This is a genomic window from Micromonospora noduli (genome assembly GCF_003264365.1).
Taxonomy (GTDB): domain Bacteria; phylum Actinomycetota; class Actinomycetes; order Mycobacteriales; family Micromonosporaceae; genus Micromonospora; species Micromonospora noduli.
The window spans coordinates 237,573-254,671 of the sequence record NZ_PYAK01000003.1 but is presented as its reverse complement, the minus strand read 5'-3'; the positions used below and the strand labels follow the sequence as shown (position 1 = coordinate 254,671).

The 17,099-nt window shown below is 69.7% G+C and carries 15 protein-coding genes and 1 tRNA gene; 7 read left to right on the top strand and 9 right to left on the bottom strand.

The window, feature by feature from the left end:
* Nucleotides 1-34 precede the first annotated feature (34 nt).
* From GUI43_RS04150 to GUI43_RS04140, 3 genes are all read right to left on the bottom strand, one after another.
* Nucleotides 35-2,236, bottom strand: coding sequence for an MMPL family transporter (locus GUI43_RS04150; RefSeq protein ID WP_112698009.1), 2,202 nt, complete (start codon nt 2,234-2,236; stop codon nt 35-37).
* Nucleotides 2,236-2,823: a TetR/AcrR family transcriptional regulator gene (locus GUI43_RS04145; protein WP_112698034.1), complete on the bottom strand. Its 588-nt coding sequence runs from the start codon at nt 2,821-2,823 to the stop codon at nt 2,236-2,238. The genes GUI43_RS04150 and GUI43_RS04145 overlap by 1 nt, the downstream gene beginning before the upstream one ends.
* A gap of 102 nt (nt 2,824-2,925) precedes the next feature.
* Nucleotides 2,926-3,360 (bottom strand): winged helix-turn-helix transcriptional regulator, encoded by a 435-nt coding sequence (locus GUI43_RS04140; RefSeq protein WP_249037644.1) that lies wholly within the window; start codon nt 3,358-3,360, stop codon nt 2,926-2,928.
* A gap of 74 nt (nt 3,361-3,434) precedes the next feature.
* On the opposite strand from GUI43_RS04140, the gene GUI43_RS04135 reads away from it, so the two are divergent.
* The 5 genes from GUI43_RS04135 (at nt 3,435) to GUI43_RS04115 (ending at nt 9,290) form a co-directional block, all read left to right on the top strand.
* A complete protein-coding gene (locus tag GUI43_RS04135) occupies nt 3,435-4,919 on the top strand; it encodes an MFS transporter (protein ID WP_249037643.1) in 1,485 nt (494 codons plus the stop codon).
* Nucleotides 4,920-4,950: 31 nt separating this feature from the next.
* On the top strand, nt 4,951-5,910 hold the full coding sequence (locus tag GUI43_RS04130) for a DNA polymerase domain-containing protein (RefSeq protein ID WP_112698007.1): 960 nt from the start codon (nt 4,951-4,953) through the stop codon (nt 5,908-5,910).
* A gap of 103 nt (nt 5,911-6,013) precedes the next feature.
* On the top strand, nt 6,014-6,463 hold the full coding sequence (locus GUI43_RS04125) for a helix-turn-helix transcriptional regulator (protein WP_112583614.1): 450 nt from the start codon (nt 6,014-6,016) through the stop codon (nt 6,461-6,463).
* Between the two features lie 5 nt (nt 6,464-6,468).
* Nucleotides 6,469-6,879 carry a VOC family protein gene (locus tag GUI43_RS04120; protein WP_181518427.1) on the top strand — a complete coding sequence of 137 codons (411 nt, stop codon included), beginning with the start codon at nt 6,469-6,471 and terminating at the stop codon, nt 6,877-6,879.
* Nucleotides 6,880-6,908: 29 nt separating this feature from the next.
* Complete coding sequence (locus tag GUI43_RS04115) at nt 6,909-9,290, top strand: ATP-binding cassette domain-containing protein (RefSeq protein WP_112698006.1); 2,382 nt, start codon at nt 6,909-6,911, stop codon at nt 9,288-9,290.
* A gap of 20 nt (nt 9,291-9,310) precedes the next feature.
* On the opposite strand, the gene GUI43_RS04110 is transcribed toward GUI43_RS04115, so the two are convergent.
* Nucleotides 9,311-9,769 carry a hypothetical protein gene (locus tag GUI43_RS04110; RefSeq protein ID WP_146765857.1) on the bottom strand — a complete coding sequence of 153 codons (459 nt, stop codon included), beginning with the start codon at nt 9,767-9,769 and terminating at the stop codon, nt 9,311-9,313.
* A gap of 319 nt (nt 9,770-10,088) precedes the next feature.
* Between GUI43_RS04110 and GUI43_RS04105 the strand changes: the two genes are divergently transcribed.
* Nucleotides 10,089-11,318, top strand: a complete 1,230-nt coding sequence (locus GUI43_RS04105; RefSeq protein ID WP_211326638.1) for a tyrosine-type recombinase/integrase — start codon at nt 10,089-10,091, stop codon at nt 11,316-11,318.
* 219 nt (nt 11,319-11,537) lie between these two features.
* Here GUI43_RS04105 and GUI43_RS35065 read toward each other — a convergent pair whose 3' ends face one another.
* From GUI43_RS35065 to GUI43_RS04065, 5 genes are all read right to left on the bottom strand, one after another.
* Nucleotides 11,538-11,885, bottom strand: a complete 348-nt coding sequence (locus GUI43_RS35065; RefSeq protein ID WP_428842201.1) for a peptidase inhibitor family I36 protein — start codon at nt 11,883-11,885, stop codon at nt 11,538-11,540.
* 735 nt (nt 11,886-12,620) lie between these two features.
* Nucleotides 12,621-12,695 (bottom strand) — tRNA-Arg (locus GUI43_RS04085).
* A 92-nt stretch (nt 12,696-12,787) separates the two neighbouring features.
* The gene (locus GUI43_RS04080; RefSeq protein WP_091405941.1) at nt 12,788-13,483 is read right to left on the bottom strand and encodes a winged helix-turn-helix domain-containing protein; all 696 of its coding nucleotides are present in this window, start codon (nt 13,481-13,483) and stop codon (nt 12,788-12,790) included.
* 375 nt (nt 13,484-13,858) lie between these two features.
* Complete coding sequence (locus GUI43_RS04070; protein WP_091405938.1) at nt 13,859-14,527, bottom strand: DUF305 domain-containing protein; 669 nt, start codon at nt 14,525-14,527, stop codon at nt 13,859-13,861.
* A gap of 8 nt (nt 14,528-14,535) precedes the next feature.
* The gene (locus GUI43_RS04065; RefSeq protein ID WP_112583607.1) at nt 14,536-15,333 is read right to left on the bottom strand and encodes a thioredoxin-like domain-containing protein; all 798 of its coding nucleotides are present in this window, start codon (nt 15,331-15,333) and stop codon (nt 14,536-14,538) included.
* A gap of 97 nt (nt 15,334-15,430) precedes the next feature.
* Here GUI43_RS04065 and argS point away from each other — a divergent pair, with 97 nt between their 5' ends.
* The gene (gene argS / locus GUI43_RS04060) at nt 15,431-17,098 is read left to right on the top strand and encodes an arginine--tRNA ligase (protein WP_112583606.1); all 1,668 of its coding nucleotides are present in this window, start codon (nt 15,431-15,433) and stop codon (nt 17,096-17,098) included.
* The last annotated feature ends 1 nt before the right edge of the window (nt 17,099 follow it).

The following is a 17,099-nucleotide window of genomic DNA, read 5'->3' as shown; positions in this document are numbered from 1 at the left end:
CCCACCGGGCACCACACCTCCACCTTCGGGTGGGTCAGACCCTCGTGGGGGTCCGGTCCTCCAGGTGTTCGCGCAGGCCCTCGCCCTCGATGTCCACGTTGGGCAGGGCGCGGTTGAGCCAGCGGGGGAGCCACCAGGCACGGTCGCCGAGCAGGGACATCACCGCCGGGACGATGGTCATCCGGACCACGAACGCGTCGATTGCCACGCCGATGGCGAGCGCGAAGCCCATCGACTTGATGATCGGGTCGTCGAGGAACACGAAGCCGCCGAAGACGGACATCATGATCAGCGCGGCGGCGGTGACCACCCGGGCACCGTGGCCCATGCCGCTGATCGTGGCCTCACGCGCGGTCTCGCCGTGCACGAAGTCCTCCCGCATCCGGGAGACCAGGAACACCTCGTAGTCCATGGCCAGGCCGAACAGGATGCCGATCAGCAGGATGGGCAGGAAGCTGACCAGCGGGGCCGGGCTGTCCAGGCCGACCAGGTCGGCGAGGTGGCCCTGCTGGAAGATCGCCACCGTGATGCCGAACGTGGCGGCCACGGTGAGCAGGAAGCCCAGCGCCGCCTTGAGCGGCACCAGCAGCGAGCGGAACACCAGCATCAGCAGCAGTACCGAGAGCCCGACGACCAGCAGCAGGTAGATCGGCAGCGCGTCGGAGAGCTTCTCCGAGACGTCGATTCCGATCGCCGTGGCGCCGGTGAGCAGCACCTCGGCGCCCTTGACCCCGCCGACCGCGTCGCGGACGTCGTGCACCAGGGTCTCGGTGGCCTCGTCGGTCGGGCCGGTCTTCGGCACCACGCCGAGCAGAGCGGTCCGACCGTCCGGACTCAGCTGCGGTGGCGCCACCGCGAGGACGTTCTCGGTGCGCTGGATCATCGCGGTCACCTGCGGCACCGCGGCTGCGGTCGCCTGCGCGTCGTCGCCCGCCACGACCACCGCGAGCCGGCCGGTGAAGCCGGGACCGAAGCCCTCGGTGGTGAGGTCGCTCGCCACCCGGGCCGGGGAGCCCACGGTCGCCGTGCTGGCGTCCGGCAGGGCCAGCCGCATGTCCGGCGTGGGCAGCGCGAGCAGCCCCAGGCCGAGCAGCGAGACCAGGATGACCGGCACCCGGAAGCGGGTGACGAACCGCGCCCAGCGGAAGCCGAACCCGGAGCGGTCCTCGACCGGCAGCGTCTCTTCGCCCACCGGCTCACCCGGCGCGGCGGAGGCGACAGTGGAGCGCAGCCGGCGCGGGAGCACCCGGTTGCCGGCGAAGCCGAGCAGTGCGGGCTGGAGGGTGATCGCCACGAGCACGGCGATGGTGACCGTACCGGCGGCGGCGAGACCCATCACGGTGAGGAACGGAATGTTCACCACGGCCAGGCCGGCGAGGGCGATGACCACTGTGGCGCCCGCGAAGACGACAGCGGAGCCGGCGGTGCCCACGGCCCGGCCGACCGCCTCCTCCGGAGACAGGCCTTCGAGCAGGTTCTGTCGGTGCCGGGAGGTGATGAACAACGAGTAGTCGATGCCGACGGCGAGGCCGAGCATCAGCGCCAGGATCGGCGCGGTGCTGGTCAACTCGACGACACCGCTCAGCGCGAACAGACCGGCCATGCCGACGCCCACGCCGATCAGCGCGTTGAGCATCGTCATGCCGGCGGCGACCAGGGAACCGAACGTGATGATCAGGACGATCGCGGCGACCAGCACGCCGAGCGCCTCGGTCGAGCCGATCTCCGGCTCACCACCCAGCACCTCGCCGCCCGGGGCGACCTGCCAACCCTTCGCCTCGGCGGAGGCGCCGACCTCCTCGTACGCGGTGCGCTGCTCGTCGGTCACCTCGTCGCCGCCGGTGGCGAACTGAACCTGGACCAGCGCGTACCGGCCGTTGGGTGAGACCGCGCCGACCTGGAGCGGGTTGACCGCGCCGACCACGCCGGGCAGTGTCGAGGCCTCCTGGACGAGCTCCTGCACCACTGCCTGACCCTGCGGGGTGGCCAGTTGGCCGTCGGCGGGCGCCTTTACCGCGATGGTGCCGGTGGCGCCGCTGGCCGCGGGGAACTGGTCGGCCAGCAGGTCGAGGGCGCGCTGGCTCTCGGTGCCGGGCATGGTGAAGTTGCTCGCCGTCGGGCCGCGCAGGGTCGCCGCGGCCAAGCCGGCGACGACGAGTACGACGAGCCAGAGCGCGACGACGAGCCGTCGCCGGCGCAACGCGCCCCGGCCGAGCCGGTAGAGCAGGGTGGCCATCAGGAGTCCTTGTCCTCGGTCGTGGGTTGTTGGGGCGGGAGTGCGTCGACGGGTTCGACGGCCCGTCGGACGAGGGTGAGCAGGGCGAGGCGCAGTTCGTCGTCGGTGATGTCGGCGAACTCGCCGCACGCCTCGGAGATGCCGGCGAGCAGCACCAGCGCGGCGATCCGGGCGCCCGGCCGGTCGGAGTGCCCGGCCAACGCGTCGCGCAGCCGGTCGGAGATCTCCTGGATGTGCGCGAAGGCCGGCTGGCACAGCAGCTCCGGGAACTCGCCGCGCAGTACCGCGATCTCCTGCCGGAACCGGACTGCGAGGTCGACGAAGCCCTGTGCGGCGACCTCCTGGGCGGCTGCTCCGGTCAGGCCGGTGAGCTGCTCGTCGAGGCTGCGGAGCACCTCGATCGCGGGGGCCATCAGCTCGGCGAGCAGGGCTTCCTTGTTGGCGAAGTGGTAGAGCACTGTCGCCTTGGAACAGCCGACCTCCCGGGCGATGTCCTGCAGGGAGGTGCCCCGGTAGCCGGTCACCGTGAACTGCCGCGCCGCTGCGGCGAGGATCTCACCGTGCGTGTCTGGTACCGCTCTGACCATGCGCTGGTCCACCTCCCGCAGACCAGCATGCCTGACCGATCGGTCAGACCCTGACCGATCGGTCAGATGGAAGCGGTGGCGTTCACCACACCACTGGTCGGTTTATTCCGCGTGCTGGGCGTCGTACCTGGTCCGCGCCTCGGCGATGGCCCGGCGATGCCGCTCGGCCCAGCTGGTCAGCGCGACCAGCGACTCGTATAGCTCCAGCGCCATCGGGGTGGCGGTGTACTCGACCTTGGGTGGAACGGTCGGGTAGACCGTGCGGTGCAGCAGGCCGTCCCGTTCCAGGTTGCGCAGCGTCAGCGTGAGCATCCGGCGGCTGATGCCCTCGATGTGCCGCTCCAGCTCGGTGAAGCGCACCGGCCCGTGCGAGGCGGCGACCAGGATGCCAATGCTCCACTTGCCGCCGACCCGGTCGAGCACCTCGCGGACGGTGCACGCCCGGGCCTGACCCGGGGTGAACGGCACGTTCTCGGCCGCGCAGGTTAGCTCGGCCTCGACCAGCGCGGACACATCGCTGTTCCTCTGGGACATCAAAGTGCCTCCTTCCGCTCCGGTTCATGGTCACAGACGATGACCTCGGTAACAAACCGTGCACCAAGGAGGGTTCCGTGGAGCGTGTCGTCCCATCCCGTTGGCCGGCGTTGCTGGTGCTCTGCGCCGGCAGCCTGATGATCATCCTGGATGGCACCGTCGTCGCGGTGGCGCTGCCCGCCATCCAACGCGACCTGGGCTTCAGCGCCGCCGGCCTGGCCTGGGTGGTGAACGCCTACCTGGTCGCGTTCGGCGGGCTGCTGCTGCTCGCCGGCCGGCTCGGTGACCTGCTGGGCCGGCGCAGGGTCTTCCTGGCCGGCGTCGCGCTCTTCACGGTGGCCTCGCTGGCCTGCGCGGTCGCCACCGGGCCGGCCCTGCTGGTGGGCGCGCGGTTCGGGCAGGGCGTCGGCGGCGCGTTGGCCATGGCGGTCAGCCTCGGCATGATCGTCCGGCTCTACCCCGAAGCGGCCGAGCGGGCCCGCGCCATCGCCGTCTTCAGCTTCACCGGCGCGGCCGGTGCGTCGGTCGGCACGGTCGCCGGAGGGGTGCTCACCCAGGCCGCCGGGTGGCGGACGATCTTCCTGGTCAACGTGCCGATCGGGGCGGCCATCCTCATCGCTGCCGTCCGCCGGCTCCCGGCCGAACGAGGGGTCGGCCTGCGCGCCGGCCTGGACCTGCCCGGCGCGCTTCTCGCCACCGCCGGTCTGATGGCCACCGTGTTGGGCATCGTCGGAACGGGAGAGCACGGCTGGACCAGCCCTCGGACGCTCGGCGCGGTGGCCCTCGCGGCGCTGCTGCTCGGCGGGTTCGCGCTGCGCCAACGCGTGGCGGCGGCCCCGCTGGTGCCGTCCCGGGTGCTGCGCGTCCCGGGCCTGGTGGCGGCGAACGCCGTCCAGTTCCTCATGGTCTGCGCGTACTTCGGGTTCCAGTTCCTGCTCGCCGTGGAGCTGCAACTGGTGCTGGGGCTGGACGCCGCCGCGACCGGCTGGGCCTTCCTGCCCACCCCGGTCGTGATCGCCGTGGTCTCGCTCGGCCTGGCCGGTCGGCTGATCGCCCGCTTCGGTGCCCGGATGGTTCTGCTGGTCGGGCTCGGCCTTGCGACCGTCGGTTTCCTCCTGCTCGCCCGGCTGCCCGCCGACGGCGCCTACCTCGCGGACGTACTCCCCGCGATGTTGATCTTCGGGGTGGCCGGCGGCCTGACCCTGCCGGCGGTCACCACAGTCGCCATGGCGGGCGCGACCGACACCGACGCCGGGCTCGCCTCCGGCCTGGCCAACACCACCCAACAGGTCGGCGGAGCGGTCGGCCTGGCCGCGCTGGCCACCCTGGCCGCCACCCGCAGCGACGGGCTGCGGGCCGCCGGCTGGGCCGAGACGGCAGCGCTTGCCGGCGGCTACCGGACCGCGTTCGCCGTGGCCGCCGGTCTGGTGGTCGCCGCGTGGCTGGTGGCGCTGACCACAGTGCCCCGACATTCGGCCCGGCCGTCGTCGGTCACCGATCCATCGGGACCGGCCGGGGTGGGTGCCGGAACAGATCCGTACGGAAGCGCCGCGTCCAGTTGACCGACGGCAGCGGGGCCGGGAGGGTGGTCGGGTGAGCGAGGCTGACGAGACCCGGGACGGCGTGGCCCTGACCAACCTGGACCAGCCGTTGTCCGACCGCGATGACGCGACAAAGCGTGACCTGGTGGACTACCTCGACGCGGTCCGGGACCGGCTCCTCCCGCAGCTGCGGGGCCGACCGCTCTCGGTGATCAGGGTCCGCCCCGGCCAGCCGCCGTTCATGCAGAAGAACCTGCCCCGCTACACCCCGGACTGGGTCGGCCGGGCGCCGGTCTGGGCGGAGGCGTCGCATCGGGAGATCTCGTACGCCCTCTGCGACGACCGCCGCACCCTGCTCTGGTTCGCCAACCAGCGGGCGGTGGAGTACCACCCGACGCTGGCCACCGTGGCGGATCTGCACCGCCCGACCCACCTGGTCCTCGACCTGGACCCGCCGGACGGCGACGGGTTCCGCGCGGCGGTCGCCGCCGCCCTGCTGGTCCGTCAGGCGCTCGCCGATGCCGGCCTGGCCGGTGCCGTCAAGACCAGCGGCGCCAAGGGTGTGCACGTCTTCGTGCCGGTGACGGACGAACCGACGGCCGAGGAGTTGGCCGCCGCCACCCGGGCGCTCGCCGTCCGCGCCGAGCGGCTCGACCCGGCGCTGGCCACCACGGCGTACATCAAGGAGGACCGGGGTGGCCGGGTCTTCGTGGACGCCACCCGGGCGGGCGGGGCGACAGTGGCCGCCGCGTACAGCCCTCGCCTGCGCCCGGGGATGCCGGTCTCGTTCCCCGTCGACTGGGCCGACCTGACCGAGGTGACCCCCGCCGACTTCACCATTCGGACCGCGCCCCCACTGCTCGCCGACGGCGACCCGTGGGCCGCGCTGATGCCGGCCCCGCAGTCGCTCCCCGCCGAACTGGTCGCCGAGGGCCGGACCATCCCGGTGGCCCGGGTGCAGGCCATGCATGAGGGGAAGCGCCGGGCCCGCGCCCGCCGCGAGGCCGGCTGACCGGCGCGTCGGCCCCCGGCTCGGCCCGTGCTCGGCCCCGGATCGACCCCGCTCGCGCCCGGCGGGCGGCCGATTGTCGGTGGGTTGTGGCACGATTTCGCAGGTGAGCAGCAAAGCCGACGCGACCCAGCGACTGGCCGACCTGGCGCGGCTGCGCCGGGTCCGCGACCGGATCGACCGGGAGTACGCGAAGCCGTTGGACGTCGAGGCGCTCGCCCGTGGCGCGCACATGTCGGCCGGGCACCTCAGCCGCGAGTTCCGCCTCGCCTATGGCGAATCTCCGTACAGCTACCTGATGACCCGACGGATCGAGCGGGCGATGGCCCTGTTGCGCCGTGGCGACCTGAGCGTCACCGACGTCTGTTTCGCGGTCGGTTGTTCGTCGTTGGGCACCTTCAGCACCCGCTTCACCGAGCTGGTCGGCGTGCCGCCCAGCGTCTACCGGCGGCAGGCGGCGCAGGCGACGGCGGGGATACCGTCGTGCGTGGCGAAGCAGGTGACCAGACCGGTCAGGAATCGAGAAGCGCGGGCCACCGAGCCGCAACTAGCGTGACCAGCATGGACATCACCATTCACTCGAGTTTTCTTCCGCACACCGATCCGGAGGCCTCGCTGGTCTTCTACCGCGACATCCTCGGCTTCGAGGTCCGCCTCGACGTCGGGTACGAGGGGATGCGGTGGATCACGGTGGGGCCGCCCGGCCAGCCCAGCACGGCCATCGTCCTGCACCCGCCGGCCGCCAATCCGGGCATCACCGACGACGAGCGGCAGACCATCCTTGAGCTGATGGCCAAGGGCAGCTACTTCGGCGTCAACCTCGCCACCACCGACCTCGACGCCACCTTCGCCAAGCTGGAGGCCAGCGACGCCGAGGTCGTCCAGGAGCCGACCGAGCAGCCGTACGGCGTGCGCGACTGCGCCTTCCGGGACCCGTCGGGCAACATGGTCCGCATCCAGGAAGTGCGCTGAGTCCTGCGCGCCCGACAGATGGAGTCACGATGAGCACGGCCAGCCAGCCGTCCGCGCCGCACGTCGCCGACAGCCACGACCTGATCCGGGTGCAGGGCGCGCGGGTGAACAACCTCAAGGACGTCAGCGTCGAGATCCCGAAGCGGCGACTGACGGTGTTCACCGGTGTCTCCGGCTCCGGCAAGAGTTCGCTGGTGTTCGGCACCATCGCGGCCGAGTCGCAGCGGATGATCAACGAGACCTACAGCGCCTTCGTGCAGGGCTTCATGCCGACGTTGGCGCGGCCGGAGGTCGACCTGCTGGATGGCCTGACCACGGCGATCATCGTGGACCAGGAGCGGATGGGTGCCAACTCCCGCTCCACCGTCGGCACCGCCACCGACGCCAACGCGATGCTGCGCATCCTGTTCAGCCGGCTCGGGCAGCCGCACATCGGCTCGCCCAACGCGTACTCCTTCAATGTTCCCTCGGTGAAGGCGACCGGGGCGATCACCGTCGATCGCGGCGCAGGCAAGACGAAGACCGAAAAGGCGACCTTCAACCGTCTCGGCGGCATGTGCCCGCGGTGCGAGGGCATGGGTGCGGTGACCGACATCGACCTGTCGGCGCTCTACGACGACAACCTCTCGCTCAACGAGGGCGCGATCACCATCCCGGGTTACAGCATGGAGGGCTGGTACGGCCGGATCTTCCGGGGCTGCGGCTACTTCGACCCGGACAAGCCGATCGCCAAGTTCAACAAGCGGGAACTGCAAGACCTGCTCCACCGGGAGCCTACCAAGATCAAAATCGACGGGATCAACCTGACGTACGCGGGCCTGATCCCGTCGATCCAGAAGTCCTTCCTCGCCAAGGACATCGACGCGTTGCAGCCGCACATCCGCGCCTTCGTGGAGCGCGCGGTGACCTTCACTACCTGCCCCGAGTGTGCCGGCACCCGGCTCAGCAAGGAGGCCCGGTCGTCGAAGATCAAGGGCAAGAACATCGCCGACGCGTGCGCGATGCAGATCAGCGACCTGGCCGCCTGGGTGCGCGGGATCGAAGAGCCGTCGGTGACCCCGTTGCTGGCCGGCCTGCAACACCTCCTCGACTCGTTCGAGGAGATCGGGCTGGGCTACCTGTCGCTCGATCGACCGTCGGGCACCCTCTCCGGCGGTGAGGCGCAGCGCACCAAGATGATCCGCCACCTCGGCTCCTCGCTCACCGACGTCACCTACGTCTTCGACGAGCCGACGATCGGGCTGCACCCGCACGACATCCAACGGATGAACGAGCTGTTGCTCCAGCTGCGCGACAAGGGCAACACCGTGTTGGTCGTGGAGCACAAGCCGGAGGCCATCGCCATCGCCGACCACGTCGTCGACCTCGGGCCCGGCGCGGGCACGGAGGGCGGGACCGTCTGCTACGAGGGCACCGTGGAAGGTCTGCGGGCCAGCGGCACCATCACCGGTCGCCACCTCGACGACCGGGCGGCTCTCAAGGAGACGGTGCGGACGCCCACCGGCAAGCTGGAGATCCGGGGCGCCACGGCCAACAACCTCCAGGACGTGAACGTCGACGTACCCCTCGGGGTGCTCGTCGTCGTGACCGGCGTCGCCGGCTCCGGCAAGAGTTCGCTCGTGCACTCCTCGATTCCAGCCGGCGCGGGCGTCGTTTCGATCGACCAGGGGGCGATCCGCGGTTCACGGCGCAGCAACCCGGCCACGTACACCGGGTTGCTCGACCCGATCCGTAAGGCGTTCGCAAAGGCCAACGGGATGAAGCCGGCGTTGTTCAGCGCCAACTCCGAGGGTGCCTGCCCGAGCTGCAACGGTGCTGGCGTCATCTACACCGACCTGGGGATGATGGCGGGCGTCGCCGCACCCTGCGAGGACTGCGAGGGCAAGCGGTTCCAGGCATCAGTGCTGGAATACCGCTTCGGCGGTCGCGACATCAGCGAGGTGCTCGCGATGTCGGTGACGGAGGCCGAGAAGTTCTTCGGCGCCGGCGAGGCGCGTACGCCGGCAGCGCACGCCATCCTCGACCGGCTCGCCGACGTCGGGCTCGGTTACCTGAGCCTGGGGCAGCCGCTCACGACTCTCTCCGGCGGGGAGCGGCAACGGCTCAAGCTGGCCACTCACATGGCTGAGAAGGGCGGCGTCTACGTCCTCGACGAGCCGACCACCGGCCTGCACCTGGCCGACGTCGAGCAACTGCTCGGCCTGCTCGACCGCCTGGTCGACGCCGGCAAGTCAGTGATCGTCATCGAACACCACCAGGCGGTCATGGCGCACGCCGACTGGATCATCGATATCGGTCCCGGCGCCGGCCACGACGGTGGCCGGATCGTCTTTGAGGGCACACCTGCGGACCTCGTCGCCGCCCGCTCCACCCTCACCGGCGAGCACCTGGCGGCGTACGTCGGCACCTGACCCGCCGCCTCCGGCGGCGCTCACGTCACCGCTTGTCGGGCGCGCCGAGCCGTCGTGGTGGCGAGGACTCCGCAGGTGGCGGCGACCAGACCGAGGCCGGTCGTGCCCGGGTTGACGTACCCGGGCACGGACGAGGTGACGTACGTGCCGCCACCGCTGAGGCGGCACTCGAAGTGGAGCGGTAGGAAGCTGATGTCGTAATCGACGACCCGGCTCGCCACCTGTGGTCCGGCCTGGCGACAGGGTCCGACCGGGGCGGATCCGGCACCACCGTCCTCGGCCTGCATCACCGCGTAGCCGAGGTGGAGCAGACCCCAGGCGTACAGGGCGACGGCACCCGCGCCGACGAGCAGCGCGGCGGTGCGCACGCGACCCGATCGTTCGCTGTTCCTGAGCATCGCGCGGAAGCCACGGACGGTGAGGACGGTCGCGATGACCGCCCCAGCCAGCGCGGCGAGGAGCAGACCGAGAAACAGCATGATCGACATTCTGGCGGATGTTCCACCAACACGATGAAGGCCCCTGACCGAATTTCTGGTCAGGAGCCCCTGGTGCTGGTCGAACTTTTTAGCAAGTGTGCCCCCGGCAGGATTCGAACCTGCGCCCCCGCCTCCGGAGGGCGGGCACTTTGCGTGCCTCAACCCGTCTCCGACCTGGGGAAAGTCATCCCACGGCCGAAAGCTCAGGCAACTTTGGCACGTATATGGCACAACCCGCCTCGGCTCACGCGCGGGCGGACGGGCGGGATGTTGAACGTGCTGAAAAGTCTTCGGTGCAAGCAGGAGTGCGGCCCGCACAGTGAACCAAAGCCTGGTAACGGCTTCCCGAAAGGGTGAAGCGTTTGACGTTGAGTCGGGGCGTCCGGTCACCATGCGGCGTGAAACAGTCGCCATGTCGTGGTATGACCTGGCGTGTTCTTTCGCCGACATGAAATGGCCGCACGTAGCCGCCACGACTAGGCGCACTCACGCCGAAGCACTGACCGCGCTTACCGTGCTCATGCTGACCAATGGAAAGGGTCGACCGGACGGCAAGTTACTTCGCCACGCGCTAGGCCGGTGGGCATTCAACACTGCCCGCCGCAGCGCTGAAAACATGCCCGCCGACGTGGCGAAGGTGCTCAGTTGGGTGAAGCGGAACGCCCGAGACGTGGCAAGCCTTAGCCGCCCGGAAGTGCTGCGGCCGGTGCTGGATGGCCTCACAGTGCGACTCGACGGCGCACCGGCCGCGCCGAGCGTCATCAGTCGCCGCCGGAAGATTTTCAACACGGCAATCGAATACGCAGTGGAAAGACGTGCGCTGCTGGCAAACCCGCTGCCGCAACTGAAGTGGAAGCCACCAAAAACCGTTGTGACGATCGACCGGCGATCAGTGGCAAACCCGGTTCAGGTACGGACTCTGTTAAACGGGGTCCGAGAGCAGGGGCGCATCGGTCCGCGCATGGTCGCCTTCTACGCCTGCCTCTACTACTCGGCTATGCGACCGGAGGAAGCGGTTCACCTCGCAAAGCCGAACCTTCACCTACCGGAGAAGGGCTGGGGAGAATTCACGCTCGACGGAGCTAACCCACACGCGGGTCGGGAATGGACCGACAGCGGAAAGAATCGGGACAGCCGCCAACTCAAGCAGCGCGCCCGAGGGGAGACACGAACGGTTCCCTGCCCACCCGAACTAACCGCAATCATCAACGCCCACATCGAGCTATTCCGATACGGCCCGGACGGCCGGTTGTTCGTGGGGGAGCGCAACAAAGAGGAATTGCCCAAGGGGACAATCAACCGCGTCTGGCGGGGGGCGCGCGCGGCCGTGTTCACGCCCGAGGTCTACGCCTCCCCGCTGGCACGCACCCCGTACGACCTGCGGCACGCCGCCGTGTCGACACAGCTCAACGGGGGAGTGCCGCCGACCCAGGTAGCCGACTGGGCCGGACAGTCAGTGGAGGTGCTGCTCAGGATCTACGCCAAGTGCCTAGACGGCGGTGAGGCTGCTCTCCGGCAACGCGTCGAACGAGCGTTCGGCCACGGCTGACCCGTGCCGAACTTCGGCACTCAGGACTGCGATGGCCGGCCGCTTGCGTGCGGGCGATTGCGCGACGTATAGCCGATGCTAACAAGCCGAGAGCCGCCCTACTGGTACTCGATTCGGGCGGGTCCATCCGTCCACCCTGATTCCTGAGGTGACTGGACGACGCGCGGTTGGACGCGTCGTCCAGTACCACCTTGTGAGTTGCCAGCCGTCAGGTAGGGATCATTGCCAACGGTGTGACCGTGCGTAGTAGTAAACGTCGCTGCTTTTCAAGCCTTGCGCAAGATAATGTTGAACAGTCACATAATTCGCGCCTTGGTAGAGTGTGACGCCACGGTAGGCCGAGCTGGTCCCGCGGTTGTAGACCGAGCGCACTGGCCAATTGAGAGACCAGGAGCAAGTGATACCGCTGCGCCAGTCGGGGTCGGCGTCACTCCAAAGGCAGCGCGCGCCCGTTCCACCCGTGCCGTCCCAGACGCAGAGGTTTCCGGAGGGGCAATCCCAAGCTGCCAGGGCTGCTGCCGGCTGCGGGGTGGCGGCTTGAGCGGCTACGGGTGGCGCGACGGCCATGCCTAGCGCTATAAAGCCCAAAACGGCAATGGCTTTTCGGATGATCCTCATATGCGCTCCCCGTTCGTTGTGCCCGCACTCGATTTTCCGGCGATCTCAAGCTGAAGATGCTGCGAAGTTATCAGTACACCAGACCTTCACTATTGATTCCGCGCCATATATCGAAATATAGAAGTTCACAAGATCCTACTAAGGGTATTTTGATGTGTCAAGGACTGGGGCGGAGGTAGCAAAGCGCTCTCGTGCCCACTTCACGCGTCGGCGCGCCGGGTATTCGGCGAAGCTGCCGCACACCGAGCCGTCGATGTTGAGCAGCGCCGCGCCTACCTCGCCGAGCAGCCGCCCGAGGTAGGCGTTCATCCATCGTGCCGGAAGGTGACGGTCGGCCATGCCGAGTCGAACCACGCTGGCCCCTTAACGGCCGGCGATACATGCGCCGTGTTGACCTGGTTCAACGGGGGAGTCTTGCCGATCCAGGTAGCCGGCTGGGCCGGGCAGTCGGTGGAGGGGGTGCTGCTCAGCATCTACGCCAAGTGCCTAGACGGCGGTGAGGCTGCTCTCCGGCGACGCGTCGACCGAGCATTTCGGCCACGACTGACCGAGCGGCCGAACTTTGGCACGGATATGGCACAGACGCCCGCCACGCGCCGCTGACGGCCGGACACAGCCGGACACACGAGTAAGGCCCTTGACCGGGTTTCCCCTGGTCAAGGGCCTTTTCGTGCTGGTCATTGATGGTGCCCCCGGCAGGATTCGAACCTGCGCCCCCGCCTCCGGAGGGCGGTGCTCTATCCCCTGAGCTACGGGGGCTCAGCGACTGGAGAAGACTAGCAAACCTCCCCTGCGTACGCCGAATCGGTATCGGGTGAGCCGATCGTGTCGGCAACCGGCTCACCCGGTGCTCAGGCCGCCGCGATCGCCCGCCCGCAGCTGGGCAGTGGGTGCAGGACGATTCGCCGAGGGAGCCGGCGCGGCCACTCGTTGCGCGGCCAGGAGCCGTCCACAATCAGGTGGACGGTGCGCTGCTCCTCGCCACTGAGCCGCAGCACGAAGTCGCGGGGGAGCGGCGGGTCCACCGTCGGCGTAGTGATCATGAAGCGCACCCGACCGCGGGACGAGACAGCGGAGATCACGTCGGCGGCCGGCATCGTGCCGCGCAGCCGGACCCGGCCGATCCAGTAGACCTCCGCGAGGTGCTCCTGGGCGGCCCGGGTGATCCCCGGGTACTCGCTGCGGACCCAACGCTCGACCGCGCTGACGCAGAGCCCGCAGGCCCGCTCGCGCGGCTCCCGCGGACCCAACCCCCAGGCCCGCAGGTACGCCCCGACCGCGCCGGTGTCCAGCGGCAGCTCGAAGCGCCGCTGGATGAGCGTGGTGAGGCTCTGCCGCGTCCACAGCTCCTCGTCCAGGCCGAACTCGTCGGGATGGACGCCCCGCAGCGTGTCGATCAACTCGAGTTCCTGTTCGCGGCTGAGCATTCCCGGCTCGCCCTGCCGCTGTCCGCGACGGACGGCTGCCACCGCCCCGTCACCACCGATGGTGTGGCGTCGGCACCAACTGGTGACCGAGCGCCGTGCGTCTCTGAGTGCAACCCCCACGTCTTGGGCAACGAGCCCGAATCGCAACTGGTCACGATATGTGGGGAGAAAACTCTCTAAGCAACGTAATCGCCTGTGCCACGCAAAACGCCCACAAGGGACGAGAGGGGTGTTCAGGTCATACGCGACGGGCGGCCGCCTTGATCGACTCGGGTTCCTGGAAACCGGGGTGTCCCGATGGCGTCGACCGCCCGGTTTCCTGAAAGCCGAGTCGATCAAGGCCGGGGCTTGCGCTGGGGCCCCGGCGGGGGCGAGGGCTCGCGTCGGTGGCGGGCGGCGCAGGTCGAGCGGCGTGGTGCGTTGCGTCGGCACGGTGCGGCACGCGTCACCGCCACGGAGCAGCGGGGACGCGGGCCGGGTGCGCCGTCCGGTCGGTCAGCCCTTGGCCTGCGCCTGGAGCTGCCGGAGGTTGTTCAACTCGGTCTGCTGGGTGGCCTTCATGGTGTTCGCCACCCGCAGCACCTCGGCGTTGTCGGTCGCGCCGAGCGCCGCGTCGATCATGTGGATGCCGCCCAGGTGGTGGGCGTACATCAGGGTCAGGAACTGCCGGTCGACCTCGATGCCCTGAGCGTTGCGCAGGGCGGTCATCTGTTGCGGCGTGGCCATGCCCGGCATCAGGCCGTCCTTGACGGTGGCCCCGTCGGACATCCACGACATCGGCGGCTTGGACCCGGTCGGGCTGAGGCCCCATTCGCGCAGCCAGGTCTGCATCGCGCCGATCTCGCCCTGCTGCCCGGTGGCGATGTCGACGGCGATCTGCCGCACCTCGGGGAGGGTCGCCGACCGGTACGCGATCAGGCTCATCTCCACCGCCTGCGCGTGGTGGGTCGTCATGTCCCGGGCGAAGCCCGCCTCGACCGAGGCGTCACCGGGCCGGGTGATCCGTGGGGTGAGCAGACCGCCCGCGTACCCGAGGAGGAGCCCCACCACCAGCATGATGGCGAGCGCCAGCACGCCGTAGCGCGACGCCGGGGCCCGGCCGCCCTCGTCCGGGGCGGCCGGGATCTCGTCGTACTCGCTGTCGGTGGTTGCCGGAGCGGTCATTGCCGTCCTTACTGGGTGGGCTGCTGCTGGAGTTCACGCGGCGTGGTGCCGGTGGCGGTGATGCCGGTGTTGCAGAGCGCCGTCGGGCCCTCGACGGAGGCGTTCACCCGCAGGTCCTTGATGAACTCGTCGATCCGCGAGTCGTCAGCGTTGTCGACCTTGAGCTGGTAGCCCCAGGCCTGAAGCGAGATCGGCTTGTCCAGGCCCTCGTACGGGCTCATCAGCGTCTTCTCGACGCCGCGCACCTTGCTGGCGAGCTTGTCGACCTGGTCCTTGGGCAGGTCCGGGCGGTAGGTGATCCACACCGCGCCGTGCTCCAGGCTGTGCACCGCGTGCTCGTTGGCGATCGGGGCGTCGTACACGTCGCCCATGCAGTTCTGCCAGGCGGCGTTGTGCACCCCGCCCACCGGCGGCGAGTAGTTCCAGGTCAGCGGACCCGACTTGTGCGACTCGTACTTCAGGCTGTCCGGGTCGGACTTGCGGATGTTGGCGATGCCGTCGATGGCGTTGGCCCGCTTGTCCCACGGCTTGGAGCCCTGGAACGACGCCCAGGCGCCGTAACCGATGATGCCGGCCGCGAGCACGCCAACCGCGACGAAGAGCGCGATCGGCCCCCACGCGCGGCCCTGGCTCACCTTGACCGGGGTGACCGGCTTGCGCGGGCCCTTGCCCCCGGCCCGGGGGGAGCCCGTCGGCTTGCCGGAACCGGCCTTGGCGCCGGACGCCGGCCGGCCCGCGGCCGGCTTCTTGCCGGTGCTGACCACGGTCGGGCGGCGCTCAGGGCCACCCGGGGTGCTGATGCTCATCGTGCCTCGTCAAGTCGGTCGGTCAGGGGAGTGGCGGGCCGGATGACGCGCAGGGGAGCCGCCGAGTGCCCGAGTCTACCCCCGATAACATGGTTGGGTGACTCCTGCAGAACTAGCCTCGGTCGTCCTTGCCGCCGCCCACGCCGTCTTCGAGCAGCGTGGGCTGGACCGCGCCGCGCTGCCGGCGAGCACGGTGGTGGAGCGACCGCGCAACCCCGAGCACGGCGACTACGCCTCGACGCTCGCGCTGCAGTTGAGCAAGAAGGTGGGCGTTCCGCCCCGGGAGCTGGCGACAGCCCTGGCCGACGAGCTGGGCCGGGCACCGGGGGTCAAATCGGTGGAAATCGCCGGGCCTGGCTTCCTGAACATCCGGCTCGACGCCGCCGCGGCCGGTCAGCTCGCGCGGGTGATCGTCGAGACCGGCGCGGAGTACGGCCGCAGCGACCGGCTCGCCGGCGAGAGGATCAACCTGGAGTTCGTCTCGGCCAACCCGACCGGGCCGGTGCACATCGGCGGGGTCCGCTGGGCGGCCGTCGGTGACGCGCTGAGCCGGCTGCTGCGGGCCACCGGCGCCGACGTCGGCACGGAGTACTACTTCAACGACGCCGGTTCGCAGATCGACCGGTTCGCCCGGTCGCTGCTCGCCGCCGCGAAGGGTGAGTCGGCGCCGGAGGACGGCTACGGCGGGGCGTACATCGCCGAGATCGCCAGCGAGGTGCAGGCCCGCCGGCCGGAGGTGCGCTCGCTCGACGACGACGCCGCCCAGGAGGTCTTCCGGGTCGAGGGCGTCGCGCTGATGTTCGACGAGATCCGCACCTCGCTGCGCGACTTCGGGGTGGAGTTCGACACCTACTTCAACGAGAAGGACCTGCACGACCGGGGTGAGCTCGACCTGGCGTTGAACCGGCTGCGCCAGCAGGGGCACCTCTACGAGTCCGAGGGCGCCACCTGGCTGCGCACCACCGACTTCGGCGACGACAAGGACCGGGTGCTGCGCAAGTCCAACGGCGAGTGGACGTACTTCGCCGCGGACTGCGCCTACTACCTGGACAAGCGCGAGCGCGGCTTCGATCGGGTCGTGATCATGCTGGGCGCCGACCACCACGGCTACATCGGCCGGATGAAGGCGATGTCCGCCTGCTTCGGCGACGACCCGGAGCGCAACCTGGAGATCCTCATCGGGCAGCTGGTCAACCTGCTGCGCGACGGCGCCCCGATGCGGATGAGCAAGCGGGCCGGCACCGTGATCACCCTGGAGGACCTGGTCGACGCGATCGGCGTGGACGCCTCCCGCTACGCGTTGGCCCGTTACTCCAGCGACTCCCCGATCGACATCGACATCGAGCTGTGGACCCGGGCGACCCGCGACAACCCGGTCTACTACGTGCAGTACGTGGCAGCCCGGACGGCGGGCGTGGCCCGCAACGCCGCCGAGGTGGGGCTGGTTCCGGGCGACGCCGACGCGTTCCGCCCCGAGCTGCTCGACCACGAGAAGGAGAACGAGCTGCTCAAGGCCCTCGCCCAGTTCCCCGCGGTGGTGGCGACGGCCGCCGAGCTGCGGGAGCCGCACCGGGTGGCCCGCTACCTGGAGGAGAGCGTCGCCGCCTCCTACCACCGGTTCTACGACAACTGCCGGGTGCTGCCGCTGGGCGACGAGGAGATCACCGACCTGCACCGCGCTCGGCTCTGGCTCAACAACGCCACCCGCACGGTGATCGCCAACGGCCTGCACCTGCTCGGCGTCTCCGCACCCGAGAGGATGTGAC